Source organism: Bradyrhizobium sp. CCBAU 65884 (genome assembly GCF_028128835.1).
GTDB classification, from domain to species: Bacteria; Pseudomonadota; Alphaproteobacteria; order Rhizobiales; family Xanthobacteraceae; genus Bradyrhizobium; species Bradyrhizobium ottawaense.
The window spans coordinates 146,444-161,333 of record NZ_LBJU01000119.1 but is presented as its reverse complement, the minus strand read 5'-3'; the positions used below and the strand labels follow the sequence as shown (position 1 = coordinate 161,333).

Genomic DNA, 14,890 nt, shown 5'->3' with positions numbered 1-14,890 from the left:
CTGCAAACTAGGCGCGATCCGATCGCCCCGATAACTTGGTGTAGTACATTCTGCCGTCCAAGAGCCTGCAGAGAGGCGTAACTGGTAGACAGCGGATCGCCCGCGGCGCTTGTTGATGCGCCTGTTCGCCCCAATGCGGGCCGGAGCCTCAGCTCTATGCACGCTCACGGGAGGGCGAACCGGAGAAGATCCGTGTAGAGCCTCTAGACGCGACTGTTGCTTTCATGTCACCAAATAGATGAACCGGCGATCTACGCTCGTGTCGAACGAGGGACGGCATGTTCGATATTTATTTGAACGGAAAACGCGATCTTTTAGTCGTTCCGCGAGGCTTCGCGATCCCCGTGGGATTGGAGGGCAACTGGAAGCGAAAGAAGCGGGCGGTACGTTTAGTGAGCGAACTCATTCGCAAAGATGTGCAACAGCGCGGCTACCACCGACGTAGTTTGGTCTCAAATCGGTCGAAGGCTGCAGTTGGGAGCTCGTCAAACGCGTAGCCGCGGCGGCATCTAAGTTGACCCGTTCTTGGAAAACAAGTTGGGCAGGATGTTGCCGATGCCGTCGAGAACCTTGCTTACGGCATCGCCAGCAGGCGGGTACCTTGCTTCATTAGTCTTAAGGAGCGAGGTTCTTTCGAAACGGGGCGTACGGGCGCTGCGCTTTTCCGCAGGACAAGTATTATGAAGCTTTTCCTTGAGTCGATTGCATGCGCGCGTGAGTGTTCAGCTGTCCATACTGAAGATACTTGCCGGACAGCCGTACGGCCGGGCCATCATCGAAGTCATTAAACAGCATTTAGTCATCTATTACAGCAGCGGCACAGAGTGGCCGGCGCGAATAAAGCATCGCGAGCCGCGCGCCTCAACTCGATATTTTCGGCCAAAGGCTGACCGAGCGGGAGGCGGGGTGCTGTATTATCACGGAGGAGGGAAGGAAGGCCCTTGAGACGCTCGAACAGCGCGATCAGGAGGCTTCGCGAGGTCAGGTTGAGCGGCAGATCCCGGAAGAAGCTCAATAATCTCCGCTGGTGTCTCAGCCGTGAACGAGCGCGCGCGGAAAGCGCTCCCCGCGATGAGTCCGCGCAAAGGGCTGGCGTGACGGCTTGCCACTCAAGCCTTGCTGATGGCGACGTGCTCCCGTTAGATTGCGCAAGTGCAGTTTGGAGATAATGCGGTGGCGATGGGTACTGTAAAGTGGTTCAGCGCGGTCAAGGGCTATGTTTCATCCAATCTGAGGATGCAGGAGCTGACGTCTTCGGGCACATCGGCGCGTTCGAAGGCCGGCTACACCAATCTTGCGCAAGGCGCCCGGGTCAGTTACGAGATGAAGGAGAGTCGTTCAGGCAAAATCGGTGCGGAGAACCTGGGTATTGGTTGACGACGTCGCCTGGCCAGGGATCCTGCCTGGCCTTCTACGCTCTGACCGCGACCGCCTCTGGCGTCCTGACGGGGAGTCTGGCTTCTTACGAAGCCGTCGATATGGCCTCAGCATGTCATCTGGAAGGCTTCTCGTACTTCTCTTTCAGCAAACAGCTTATCCCCGAAATTGGGCATGATGATCGTGAGATTGGGTGGAGGGCGTCAATTGCGCGGGCATCGAGCGCGATCTGTCGCACATTCCGATGTGACCTCGGCACGTGTGAACCTCACCGCTAGGCTCGTGTCGAGGACCACCGCGCGATCAAAGCTGAAGCCTAGCCCGTGATCTTCACGTCGGCCGCCTCTCTCCAAAACATCACAGGGAACGCTGAAACCACAGCGTCTTTCCATCTACGTCCTTCTTGAAAAGACGTGAAAGCCCTTCCTTCCCCGAGCCGTTGAGCTGAGCCCGGACGAGGGGCACGAAGACGAGACTGTTCTCGTATTTGAGCGCAGCTCCGAGGGAGCTCCGCGTCTTGATAACACAGCGGGCCAACCGTTAAGGCGACGACCACAGCAAGAGACCCGCGATGTCTCACACGGCCTCGATGTTTGATCGCCCTAGGCTTAATTCGAATCACGAACGTCCCGAGTCGGAGCTGTTCAGGTTCATTCCGATTGGAATGCTCATTCCAGAACATGTAGGTCTTCCTGCTTAGCTTCGAGTAGAAAGGCTCGATTGAGGGCTGCATTTCAACATAACGAAGCCCGCAAACACCGCGTGAAGACATTACCGAGCTTTTACCCTGGCGCGAGTTCCTATGATTGCCTCATTTTTACGATCGTCCCTCCGGAAAAACTATGCTACAAGCCGCTCGTCTCAAAAGGAGCATTCATCGTGAAAAAGGCAACCAAGAAACGCGTTAAGCGGCGCGAGTGGACGAAGGCAGATGTCAAAGACCTCAAAGCTCATTCGAAGGCTCGGACCCCTGTCATAAAGCTAGCAAAAATGACCAAACGCAGCGTCGGTGCGCTACGCCAAAAGGCGCTAAATCTTGGAATCGGACTGGGACATCAGCGGTAATGTTGAGCAACGCTGGGTACAGGCGCGGTAGGGCGGCTCGCGGGCCGCTCTCCACAGTGAGACGAAATTTTATCGCCAACTAGCTTTTCCGATCCGCGCGGAGAGAGTTTTTCGCGGACGTGCAAATGGCCTCTTGTCGCGGAACGGGCTCCAGCGCCTCCTCATCTTTGATGAAGTGTCTTAGTCGACTTCGAGAACGAAGACCGCGTGCGATGGATGATTGCGAGTGAAGACGTAGTCTCAACCATAGCCCCATTTCGAAGGTTTCCCCGCAAGAAATTGCCGAGAGGGCGCTCGGCGCCGTTGGATGTTTGAAGAAAAGCAGCGGCGCCACAATTGTGGCTGTTGGCCATCTCAGCTGGCTTCAGGTCGAGGCCCTTTGCAAGCTTTGCTGTACGGCTCTCAGTGAATCCGCGAATGGTGTCGTTCTGTTCGGAGACCGGTGGCTGCCCGTTGCGGCGATCGACGAGCAGCAGCGACCATTGGGTGCCGCATTGTTCAGGACGATCGGCATCATCGGCGAAACAAGAACTCGGCAGTATCGTTGCCATTTCGATCGATGAGACGTTGGAATTGACGGGTCGGGCCTCGGTATCGCCGGCCCTCCGAGCGCGATTCATAATGGGCGACAAAGAGGATCAAGCAGCTGCGTCCCGGCGCCGAGATCCAGATAGTTCTCCGCTGCTCGGAGCAGCTCGTTGTCCTACTCAGTGTGCTGGTCCACGAGTCATTGTGTATCCCAGCATCAGTCCCGGGCCTCGGGAAGCGGCCTTCGGGGCCAAACCTCCAATCTTGAGCAGCCGAGACCGCCAGGAGACGCTCGCCCGGAATTTTGCTCGGGCCGCGTGGGCGTATTCAGATCAGCAACAGAGAGATCGTCGCAACTATGTCACTTAGCGTTGGCGGGTGCGCCGGTGTAAAGTGAGCGTCGTCGCGCAGTTGGCCGGAGTCGGCGCATTCAGACCAACAATAGATCAACGAAGATGTGTGAGCGAGCCGTGGCCGTCGGTAGTGACGCAGGTTCCTTGCATGGCCTAACGAAAGAAAGCCGCACTGCCTCCGCTCGGCGTGGACGCGGGAAGTACCGCGGCAGATTGGGGTCCAGCCGAGCTCAGATCTGGGCATAAGCAGCTCAGAAAGCGGTAAAAGCTCCATCTCGGAATGACTTGCCAGGTTGGAAGCCGCCGAAACAACGCGCCAGTGCTGGGCGCGTTAAGTTTCGAGAAGCTGACCAGTCTCGACGAATTACCGCAGGGGGCGCCGAATCCACCATCTGTTTGGCGAGCAGCATCTTCAACTTCGGCAAGGCCGCCTTGTTGGGCCAAACAGATCGCTGATCAGTTTAGCCAAATGGAACGACCACATAATTCCTCGAAGCTCATGCCATGCTAAAGTTTGGGCGTAAGCGGACGTGGCCGCGCCTGTTGGCTAGCTCGAGCTTCGAGGCAATATGGCGCGCTTAGCAGCAATTGAAAAAGAGCTCTGTTGGCCTGATAGATGGCGTCGGAGCGGCTACGTCCTGACCCCGTCATGACTTGCTTCCCTTCGCCGGTCTGAACGGACCATAACCATCTTCGCCCGCGCTGCTTCAAGAAATACTCGAAGGCCGGGAGAGTCGACATGTCTAGCCAGCTTCATGTCTGATGATTGCGCGTTTTGCGCTCCGAACGCCAGAACGGGTCCTCTCCAGGCGATGCTTCACTTGCAGCGAGCTCGGCAAAGGGGCGAGATGCTCGCGCGTTTTCGTTGTCACCGACATCAGCGCGATCCGCGTCGCTTGCCAAGGACTTGCGCCGCAGGAAACCGTTTTTCTCGCTCAGCTTTGGGGTGGGTCGTCACCAACGAAGGCGCGACCAGCATCAAGCGTGACACAGGCTGACCGGTACACTGATTGTCTTTGCCGCCCAAAAGGCTACCACCGTCAGGATCGTCCCCGTGGCCCATTGATGCCAGGCACATTGGCACAATTCGGCAAGTTCTCCCACACATGGACCGACCCGATCTCCCACCTCGAGGGCCGGACAATCTTCGTCTCGGTTGATCGCGATACGGCCAAGCGCGCTTGCTGGATCAGGTAAATCCGATGGCATCTTAAGTCAGTTCCACCCTTTACCGGTCTACCTTAGGGCGGATCAGGAGAAGGGACAACGCTGCAAGAGCCGGTAAATCAAATCCTTCGTACCGTTCGAGCGGATGGGCTTGCGAAAAACAGGCAGGCCCGAGCTCTGGGTCAGCGTGTCTTGGCGGACCAACGGCAGCATTCACGGTCCTGTTGGGAGCGATGCGCGCCGACCAGAATGCTGCATCCTGGCCACATGATCTGCTTCTTTGCCGCACTCGCCGTGCGGTCCGCTCTTTTGCAGGGACTTCTTTGGTGTATGCAGAGCATCAGCGAGGTGCATGTCGCATTTACGTCTTCAGCGCCGCAGAGGACTATACGTAATAACTTCCATGTGCCAAGTGCGTTGTTCGGCAAACGTCGGTATAGTTGGTTCCAACCTTCCCATATACCCAATCAATGTTCGTGCAATTGAGCTGGCGCGTGACTTCGTTTCAACTGCCGAGCAATCGAGGAGGCGATTGCAGTTATCCTTCTGTGATCCAGCCGATCGATCGAACTGAACGGTTCTCAAGTCATGAGTGGCAGACAAAATTCTTGTCGTTTAAGCGCTTTGCTGCTGGCGTTGTTTCGATCAATCGAGCGATCGCCGACAGGGTTCGCTTTTCAATCACGAGGGTCTGAACGATGAGCGGACGTTTTGGCCGTTCGCCGGCGGTGTGCTTTCTGCTCGGTCTTCCACGATCCGGGACAACACTCCTGGCGCATTTGCTCCAGCATCATCCAGACATTGTGGCTCCGCCTGAACCCTGGTTGATGCTGGCCCTTGAAGCATTTGGCAGGGTGGATCAGCGCCATCCGGCGGGTAGCTCATTGATTGAGGCGGCGACCTCCGAATTCCTGGGGCGGATAGATCGCATGCTCGCCAGCCGCGCTTTTGCCGATTCGGCATATGATCAGTATCTGGCAGAAGCGGGAAAGCGCATCATCCTAGACAAGACACCACGCTATTGGACGGCGCTTGAGTTTCTTGAATCTGTCTATCCAGAAGCGCCACACATCCTTCTGATGCGCAATCCCTATGCCATCGCCGCTTCGCTGAAATCGACGTGGGGCATCCCACTGCGGGTGGAAAGCCCGCATTCGATCAGCGTCTCCGGTCTCGCCGATCTCATGCTCCGTCTGCCCGACGCCATCATAACTTCACTCGCCGATTTGGCTCTGGGCCTTCCCACGCTGGCCGCGCATCGCACTCGCCCGCGGACACACTTCGCTAAATACGAACTGCTCGTGGCGTATCCCGACGAGGAAATCCGGCGTCTCTTAACCGGGCTGGGCTGTGATCCAGCGGCCGTCGCGTCGGCCGGGATGAGACAAGCAGATTATCTTCAATCGAGCAGCTTCGGAGATCGAAAAATCCTGCAACGAAACGCCGTTGACCAAAGCTCTGTCAACGCATGGCAATCCCAATTGAGCGTCGAAGAGATGCAAACCGTGACCGATCTGGTCGGCGTCGAGCTTTTGGTCGATCTCGGATATGAGCAGGAACTGCTACATGCACAGCAAGCCGGAGTCCTGGATAGGGGAAGGGAGGTAACCGAACTTTATCGTCAGACATTCCGAACCTGGTGGGATTTGCGAAGTGCCAAGGCGGGAGCGTCATCCGGCCCGTCCGCCGCTGGAGAGTCGGTCCACATGATGGCTGCGCAGTTACAACAGGCGCTGTTGGCGTCAGAAGCTGATCGAGCTGGGGGGCTAGACGCCATTCGCAACCGCGACGCGGCTATCGAGTTATTGCGAGGCGAGGTCACGCGGCTTGAGCGGATTCTCAATATCCGCTAGGCGATCCGACTGCTTGGGATCGAAACACGCGGGCTGAGTTAGCCAAGTTCCTTGACTCGCACGAGCTGATCTCCCGATCAGGTGTGACGCGGGGCCGGCCGCGCCAGCGGTGGAATGCGAGATGCTCCCGTCCGCCAGTCAGCCGTCCAACGGGCTTGAGCTCATGGAGGAGCCATGCGTCGTCTCCAGCCGGTTCGGCCGGGATATTCTCGCTCCGGGCTGGAGTCATCGAACGGCGGAGAACAGAGATCTCCCATTGAAAAGAAGACATATGCTACCGAAACATCTGCGCCGTCTCGAATCTGAATCGATTGAAATCATGCGTGATGTGGTCGCCGAGTTCAAAAGGCCCGTCATGCTTTACTCGATCGGAAAAGACTCAAGCGTGATGCTGCACGTTGCGATCAAGGCGTTCTATCCGGCAAAATTGCCTTTCCCCCTGCTTCACGTCGACACGACGTGGAAGTTTCGTGAGATGATCAGCTTCCGGGACGCGACAGCCAGACGACTCGGCATCGACCTGATCGTCCATGTCAACGAGGAGGGCATCGCTCGCGGGGTCAATCCGATCGAGTCCGGCTCCACGCTCCATACCCAGGTGATGAAGACCGACGCGCTAAAACAGGCGCTCGACCTTCACGGATTTGATGCCGCCTTTGGCGGAGCCAGGCGCGATGAGGAAAAGAGTCGCGCAAAAGAACGAATACTCTCCTTCCGTTCGGCCGGGCACGTGTGGGACCCCCGTGACCAGCGGCCGGAGCTCTGGAACCTGTTCAACACACGGATCCGCCAGGGCGAAACCATGCGCGTGTTCGCGATGTCAAACTGGACCGAGCTCGATGTGTGGGAATACGTCATGTTCGAGGAGATACCGGTCGTTCCGCTCTACTTCGCAAAACAAAGACCGGTAGTGCGTCGAAATGGTGCGACGATCATGGTTGACGACCACAGATTGCCGCTTAACCGCGACGAGACGCCGGAAATGCGGATGATCCGCTTTCGCACGCTTGGCTGTTATCCTTTGAGCGGGGCTATTGAATCCGAGGCGACGACGATCGAAGACATCGTCGCGGAAATGCAGAAGACAACAGTGTCGGAGCGCCAGGGACGCCTCATTGATACCGATGAAGCCGCTTCAATGGAGAAGAAGAAGCGGGAAGGCTACTTTTGATGCTTACAAACCCGACAACGGAACCGGTCCCGGCCAGGACAAAGGATCAGCTGCGATTCATCACATGTGGCTCGGTGGACGACGGCAAGTCGACGCTGATCGGCCGATTGTTGCACGACAGCAAGATGATCTACCACGATCAGCTCATGGTGCTACAACGCGACAGCATCAAGCACGGTAGCACTGGGAACGATATCGACTTTGCGCTGCTTGTGGATGGGCTGGAGGCCGAACGGGAGCAGGGCATCACCATCGACGTCGCCTACCGCTTCTTCACGACGTCGCGGCGCTCCTTCATGGTGGCCGACACTCCCGGCCACGAGCAGTATACCCGAAATATGGCTACCGGCGCCTCGCATGCCCAGCTCGCCATCATCCTGATCGATGCCCGCAAAGGCGTGATGGTTCAGACCCGCCGCCACACCTTCATCTGTTCGCTGCTCGGTATTCGTCATATCGTGCTGGCAGTGAACAAGATCGATCTTGTCGCATACAACAAGGAGTGCTTCGATCGGATTACCCGTGACTATCTGGCCTTTGCCGCCGGTCTCAACTTCACCTCGATCGCTCCGATCCCGATCTCGGCTCGCTACGGCGACAATGTCGTGGACCGCTCCGCTCGTGTTAACTGGTACCATGGTCCTTGCCTGCTCGAGTATTTGGAGAGCATTGACATTCAGTCAGGCACCGCGAGTCAGGCTTTCCGCTTTCCGGTCCAATGGGTAAACCGGCCGAACCCAGATTTTCGGGGCTATGCCGGGTCGGTGGCTTCCGGCAGGATCTCGGTGGGCGACGAGATCATTGTCGCCGCATCGGGACGGACCACGCAGGTCAAACGGATCGTGACCCACGATGGCGACCTTGTCGGCGCCGAAGCCGGGGATGCGGTTACCATTACACTGGAAGACGAAATTGATATCGGCCGTGGCGACGTTCTATCGCGACCGGACGAGCGACCGAGGGTCTCCGACCAGTTTGCCGCTTATGTGATCTGGATGGACAAGGAGCCGCTCGCTCCCGGACGCAACTACGTCCTGCGGATTGGATCGCAGACGATTTCCAGCAGCATTGCCGCAATTAGGCATCGGATCGACGTCAACACGAGTGAGCATCTGGCCGCCAGGACGCTTTCCCTCAACGAGATCGCCTTCTGCGATGTTGCGACGACAATGCCCGCGGTATTCGATCCTTACGACGTCAATCGAAAGACCGGATCATTTATCATCATCGATCGTTACACGAATCGTACAGTTGGCGCAGGCATGATCGCCTTTCCGCTGCGGCGGGCCACCAATATTGCTAGGCAAGCGCTAACCGTGGACAGGAGGGAGCGCGCCGCGCTCAAGAATCAGAAGCCTTGCATCATCTGGTTCACTGGCCTGTCTGGCGCGGGAAAGTCGACGATCGCCAACCTCGTTGATCAAAAGCTGTTTGCGATGTCGCGGCATACAATGCTGCTGGATGGCGACAACCTCCGGCATGCATTAAACGTGGACCTCGGCTTCTCGGAGGCGGACCGCGCGGAGAACATTCGGCGAGTCGGTGAAGTCGCCAAGTTGATGGCGGACAGTGGCTTGATCGTGATCTGCTCGTTCATCTCGCCCAGTAAGCCCGAACGGGACAGGGTACGCAGCCTGGTTGGCAAGGAAGAGTTCATAGAAGTCTTTGTCGATACGCCGATCGAGGAATGCGCGCGGCGAGACCCCAAAGGCCTGTATTCAAAAGTGAAATCCGGCGAAATCAAGAACTTCTCAGGGGTAGATTCGTGCTACGAGGCACCAACAACACCGGACGTTCATCTCAGGACCATGGAGCAGACCCCAGAGCATTCAGCTGAAGCGGTTCTGGATGTCTTGATGGCGCGCTCAATTCTTGCTGGTTAGATCTCCCTCGCGTCGCACGAGTCGATTCGGACATTATCCTGCTGGCCCGACCAAAGCGATCCAGTTCAGGCGGGCCAACGATCGCACTTTTGGAGTTAAAGGAACAAAATGGTTGCCACTCGTCGACTGCCCGCTTCCGGTTATGTGCTCGAAGTGGATGGCCAATTCAAAACCGAGTACGCGACCAGAGACGGAGCATGGGCGGGAGCGGAGGAGCTCAAGAAACGCCGTCCCATGCTCCAGATCAGAATCTACGACGCGACGACAAAGGCGAGAGAGGAAGTCCGACTTCCAGTAAGTTGACTTTTGGCTTGGCGCTCTTCCCGTACGTGCGGCCAGCGACACGCCGAGCTCCAGTTAAAGCCGAGCCGGGCAGTCGCTCTGCCGATTTCGATCTCTCGCGCAGCATGAGGGGGCCTCGGTTGTCCTGGCCTCGCCGCGTCCGGCGAGCGGGCGCTTGATTTCAATATATTGACCGAGCCGAAGTTAGGCGTCGACCACGACTCTGTCCTGTCGGGGCTATGCGAGCCCTCGGGAAGCTTGCTTCCTTTTGGGCCGCCGCTCGTGGCGGACACCGCCTGCCCACGCCCGCGCTCTCGCCTTGCAAGACAAAGCAGCCGCGAACCTTAGCCAACCATCAACCTGTTCGAACCCGCAATAGACCGCGTCGAACGCGAGCTTGCGATCAACGAGCAGGACGCTGCGGAGGGGCCAATGCGAGAAGAGAGTCCTCAACCGCAGGCACGCTCGCCTCGTCGATGATTGTTCGGCGAGACGTTCTCGCCGGGCAGCGGCATTCAGAAACCAGAATTGCTGCGAGCCTAACGACGCCCACAGAGGATCATCTGGAGTCGAATGGGCGTGGTCCTAGCAAAGTAGGACGACAAGTTCTGGCGTCACGGCGACACGCCGAAAGGCGTCGAACTGATCGTTGCTAGAGGGACAGCAATCGCAAGGTAGCCCAGATTACCTTAGCCGAGTTCGACCACAGCCGGCCAAGGTCGCTCCATTCGAACGCAATGACGCGATAGCTGTGGTCATGTGCGACAAGGGCGCACACGTTCCAGGCGCAAGCAACCAGGAGGATCTCACCAGCATGGGGGAGAAGCTCGGTACCTCCATCTGCGGGTATGGCGAGGATCGTAGGTGAACGGGGGATTGTGACATCACCTACCTGCATGGACGCGGGTCGCAGGATGGAAGGGCGACGGTCTGATGTCGAACTCTCAAATTATCGAACTCGCTGTGAATCTCCGCGCTCAGCTGCCGAGGCAGTCTCGCGAGAAATTTCCCCGGAGAGGCTTGAAACGCCCCTAACGTCAAGTTGTAGGATCTTGAAATGGACAACTACGACAGTCATCCGCGTCCCAAACCCTACAACGAGCGGCGAAGTGCGCATGCATCAAGTCTTAGGCCCTCGCAGCAGACTCCCGCTGCTAACGATGTCGTCAAATGTGCCACGTCTCGATCTGCAGCCCGGCGCGATTAATCCGACTGCTTCGTTTTCCTAACCTCAAGTGCGCCTGAATGACGCAGGCTCACACGTAAGTCGGCCGGCCGACGTGCCGCTTGGCGACGGAAGAAGGCTACCGGTCAAGCACACGCATGCGTCATCGCCGAATAAAGCGCGCTTCGGCGGCAGTTCGCAACCCTAATTTCTAGGAGGTGACAAATGGTATCGGTAAGGAGCTTTGTGAAAGATCGCTCTACATCTACGCTGATACAGGGAGATTGGAGGTTGTCATCCGGCTGGGTTTTCGGGCGCTGACCCGAAGCGAGCCCGCGATCCATGGGCGTTTAATCGGAAGCTGTTGAGCCGAGGAAATCGGCGCTCGCCACAGGGGCGTCCCTCGTGGGTCGGCGTACCCCAGATCTATTGATGAACCCAACTTGAGGAGAAATCGTTTGACAAGACAGCGCTCTTTGCTGACGCCCGGTCCTTTGTCGTTATCGCTGGCGGTCAGGAGCCAGATGCAGCTTGACCTCGCATCGCGTGATTGTGAGTTCAAGGAAGTGACCGCCTGTATGAGGCGGCTGATGCTCAACTTACTGGGAAATGCTGACGACTATTCGGTCGTGCCTATTCAGGGAGGCGGCTCCTTTGCCATGGAAGCCGCTCTCTCTTCGTTTGTGTCCCGAGCCCACAGGCCGCTCGTTTGCATAAACGGCATCTATGGCGAGCGCATTTTACAAATCTTGCGGCTGTTGGGCGTCGAAGCACTGAAGCTTGTCAAGCGAGCGACTGATCCTTTGGATCCTCAAGAAATTGGCGAGCATCTGAGCCGAAATCCTGGCGTTACGCACCTATGTTTCGTCCATTGTGAAACGACAACCGGAATCATCAGTCCGCTTGAGGCAATCGTGGAGGAGGCGAGGCGACGTGGCGTAAAGACCATCATCGATTGCATGAGTTCCTTCGGCGCCCTTAATATCGACCTGAGCCAGCGTGGACCTGACGTCCTGGTCACGTCGAGCAACAAGTGCATAGAAGGGCCGCCGGGAGTAGCGTTTGTTATCGCGTCTCGCGAGCTGCTGGAAAAGGCGGTTCAAGAACCGAGGTCGTTTGTGCTCGACGTGAGAGACCAATGGCTCTCGCTCGAGCGTACCGGTGAGTGGCGGTCGACCCCTCCCACCCACGTCGTTCAGGCAACGACAACGGCCCTGAAGATTCTGCACGAGGAGGGCATCGAGGCTAGGCGCCGCAGGTACGAGAAGGTCAGGAACGATCTCGTCAAAGAACTCGAAGGAGTGGTGTCTCCGCTGCTGTCCGCGGACTTGCAGTCGCCGGTCTGCGTCGCGTTCAGTGCGCCATCCGGAATCGTGGACCAGGCAGGATTCGATGGGCTGTATCGCCACTTGGCGGCCCACAACCTTTACGTCTACTCGAAGCTGCATCTTGCGACGCGGAGTTTTCGCGTCGGTTGCATCGGAGAAATCCAATCCAGCTGGATCGAGCAGTTGGGGTGCGCCTTCCGTACGTATTTCCGGTCCGGCCAGGGTCGTCCAGCAAGGCCGATGTCGGACCTAGAGGCCTGCGGGGCTCGCGTAAAGATGCCCGCTCGTGCGGCTGGGGACCCGCGCCTGCCGTTTTCCACCGAGACTGCTGTTCTGCACGCGGGCTATCGACGCGACCCCGTGACGAAAGCCGTCGCAGTGCCGATTTACCAGAATACGGCTTACGAGCTCGATGGCGATCTAAACCACATTGCCGACATCTACAACGTCAAGGCCGATGGGTTTACCTACACCAGGATCATCAATCCGACGACCCGCGCGCTGGAGAAGCGCTACGCCGCCGTCGATATGGGAAGCGACTCGCTCGCCGTTGCGTCAGGTCAAGCGGCGACGTTCCTTACTATCGTTAACCTCTCAAGTGGCGAAGTGGGCGACAATGTCGTCGCCTCTCCGTATCTGTATGGCAATACTTGGAACCTACTCCACAACACACTAAAGCGTCTTGGGATCAGCGTGAAGACGGCGGATCCCCGAAGGCCGGAGACGTTCGAGCGCGCCATTGATGATCGCACGATATGTCTGTTCGGAGAGGTGGTTTCGAATCCCTGTCTGATTCCGCTCCCCGTCAAAGAGCTGGCGTCGATCGGCCGAAAGTACGGCGTGCCTTTGGTCGTGGACAATACGACGACGCCACTGATATGCCGGCCGTCAGATCTCGGCGCTGCGATTACGACTTACTCCGCCACGAAGTATATATCCGGCCATGGCACGACGCTCGGCGGACTGATCGTTGACAACGGCGAGTTTAGCTACCGGGGAGCCTCTCGCTTTCCGTTGTTCAACCGTCCCGACGATGCGCATGGCGGAATTGTCTGGCATAACGCGGTGCGCGATGTCGACGATCTTGGAAAGAGTGAGTTTCTCCTCAAGGCTCGCATGACTTGGTTGCGCGATACGGGCGCCGCGATTGCCCCGTTTGCGAGCTTTCAACTGATCCAAGGCCTTGAAACGCTGCCGCTTCGGATGAAGCAGCACTGCGCGAATGCCAGAATCGTGGCCGACGTTCTCAAGGAGCATCCTAAGGTGCGCCGTGTCTTCTACCCGGGGCTCTTTGAGGGCGCCGACCGGGAAACTGTCGAACAGACACTCAATCCCGCATACGGACACGGGGCGATGATCATGTTCGAAGTCGAGGACGAGCAGGCTGGGCGTAAGTTCATCCAGAACGTCGACTTGATGTATCACGTTTCGAATGTGGGGGATGCCCGCACGCTCGTGACCCATCCTGTCTCGACGACGCACACCACCGTCCCCCGGGAAAAACGCGAAGCTGCCGGCATATTTGGCGGCTCGATCCGACTTTGCGTCGGCATCGAAGATGTCAGCGACATCGTACGCGATCTGGACAAGGCCCTTTCCGCAATCTGACAACCCGCAAACCGATCAAAGAGGTTCTCATGAATCAGGCAGACGCTTGGAAATTGAGGTCATCGCGCTATGAGGCCGTTCAATTCAGCCGAGAGATCAACAGGCAGCTCTCCGAGCTGAGGCCCGACAACATAACGGGAGCGGCCTATATCGCCAAAGATTACGCTGTCATCACAGCGTGCACGCTCGCGACTGTGTCCGTCTCATGGTGGCTCTACCCGCTGGCCGTTCTTCTGATTGGTGCCTATCAGCGCGGATTGACAACCATCGCTCATGATGCGGCCCACCGCACGCTCGCGAAGAACACCACCTGGAATTATATGCTCGGCATTCTGTTCGCTTCCTATCCGTTGTTCCAGCGCCACTGGGCCTACCGGATCTCGCACGTCTATTTGCACCATCCCTATCTCGGCGACCCCGACAAGGATCCCGACCTGAAGTTTTTCCTGGCCAGCGGCGTTTACGACGTGCAGCCTCCGGAACGGTACGCTTTCAACATCATCTGGAAGCCGATCTTCGGCGGCGCGACAGTGGCGTATCTGAAGTATCTCTGGACCAATCGGTTTTCGATCACAGATCCCGAGGATCAGAGCCGCTCAGGCATACTGATCGATAAGTATGGCTTCTATCTCTTCTGGATTAGCGTCCTGGGCGGCTCATATGCTCTTGGGCTCCTCCATATCGTTGTCCTGTTTTGGATCGTGCCCTATCTCACCACGTTTCAGGTCCTCGGCTGGTTCATCGAGCTCGCGGAGCACTCACCTATGTGCGAAACCGAGACGCAGAACGTCTATCTCACCAGGAATCGGAAAGGAAGTTTCATCGAGCGGGCGATCCTCGGACAGAATCTGGATGAGTACCATCTTGAGCATCATCTTTCGCCCGGCATCCCCTTTTGGCTGTTGCGCAAGGCTCAGAAAATCCGAATGCAGGATCCGAACTACGCGAAGGTTGCCGCCACCTGGGGCGGGCTCTTTGTCAAGGGACCCCAAGGTCAACCTAGCGTCATGACTCAGTTGAAAGAGCGTAATCGACGGTTGTATGAGCAGTCCGTTGCCGATGTTCGCACCCGAGGGCAGGTGGCGTGACGTTGTCACGGCCAAAGGGCGC

At 57.5% G+C, this 14,890-nt stretch carries 6 protein-coding genes and 1 pseudogene; 6 read left to right on the top strand and 1 reads right to left on the bottom strand.

The window, feature by feature from the left end; translation table 11 throughout:
• Positions 1 to 1,173 precede the first annotated feature (1,173 nt).
• Positions 1,174 to 1,377 (top strand): annotated as a pseudogene (locus tag XI03_RS21010) (cold-shock protein).
• A gap of 1,226 nt (positions 1,378 to 2,603) precedes the next feature.
• Here the strand turns inward: XI03_RS21010 and XI03_RS21005 are convergent.
• The gene (locus tag XI03_RS21005) at positions 2,604 to 2,993 is read right to left on the bottom strand and encodes a hypothetical protein (RefSeq protein ID WP_271593143.1); all 390 of its coding nucleotides are present in this window, start codon (positions 2,991 to 2,993) and stop codon (positions 2,604 to 2,606) included.
• 2,195 nt (positions 2,994 to 5,188) lie between these two features.
• Between XI03_RS21005 and XI03_RS21000 the strand changes: the two genes are divergently transcribed.
• The 5 genes from XI03_RS21000 to rtxC all read left to right on the top strand — a co-directional run bounded on the left by XI03_RS21000 (position 5,189) and on the right by rtxC (position 14,868).
• Complete coding sequence (locus tag XI03_RS21000; protein ID WP_271593142.1) at positions 5,189 to 6,343, top strand: sulfotransferase family protein; 1,155 nt, start codon at positions 5,189 to 5,191, stop codon at positions 6,341 to 6,343.
• Between the two features lie 271 nt (positions 6,344 to 6,614).
• Positions 6,615 to 7,514 (top strand): sulfate adenylyltransferase subunit CysD, encoded by a 900-nt coding sequence (gene cysD / locus XI03_RS20995; protein WP_271593166.1) that lies wholly within the window; start codon positions 6,615 to 6,617, stop codon positions 7,512 to 7,514.
• Positions 7,514 to 9,397, top strand: coding sequence for a sulfate adenylyltransferase subunit CysN (cysN, locus tag XI03_RS20990; RefSeq protein ID WP_271593165.1), 1,884 nt, complete (start codon positions 7,514 to 7,516; stop codon positions 9,395 to 9,397). Before cysD ends, cysN begins: the two co-directional genes overlap by 1 nt.
• A 1,971-nt stretch (positions 9,398 to 11,368) precedes the next feature.
• A complete protein-coding gene (locus XI03_RS20985; protein ID WP_442869728.1) occupies positions 11,369 to 13,780 on the top strand; it encodes a 2-aminoethylphosphonate--pyruvate transaminase in 2,412 nt (803 codons plus the stop codon).
• A gap of 29 nt (positions 13,781 to 13,809) precedes the next feature.
• Positions 13,810 to 14,868 carry a dhydrorhizobitoxine desaturase gene (gene rtxC / locus XI03_RS20980; RefSeq protein WP_271593141.1) on the top strand — a complete coding sequence of 353 codons (1,059 nt, stop codon included), beginning with the start codon at positions 13,810 to 13,812 and terminating at the stop codon, positions 14,866 to 14,868.
• The last annotated feature ends 22 nt before the right edge of the window (positions 14,869 to 14,890 follow it).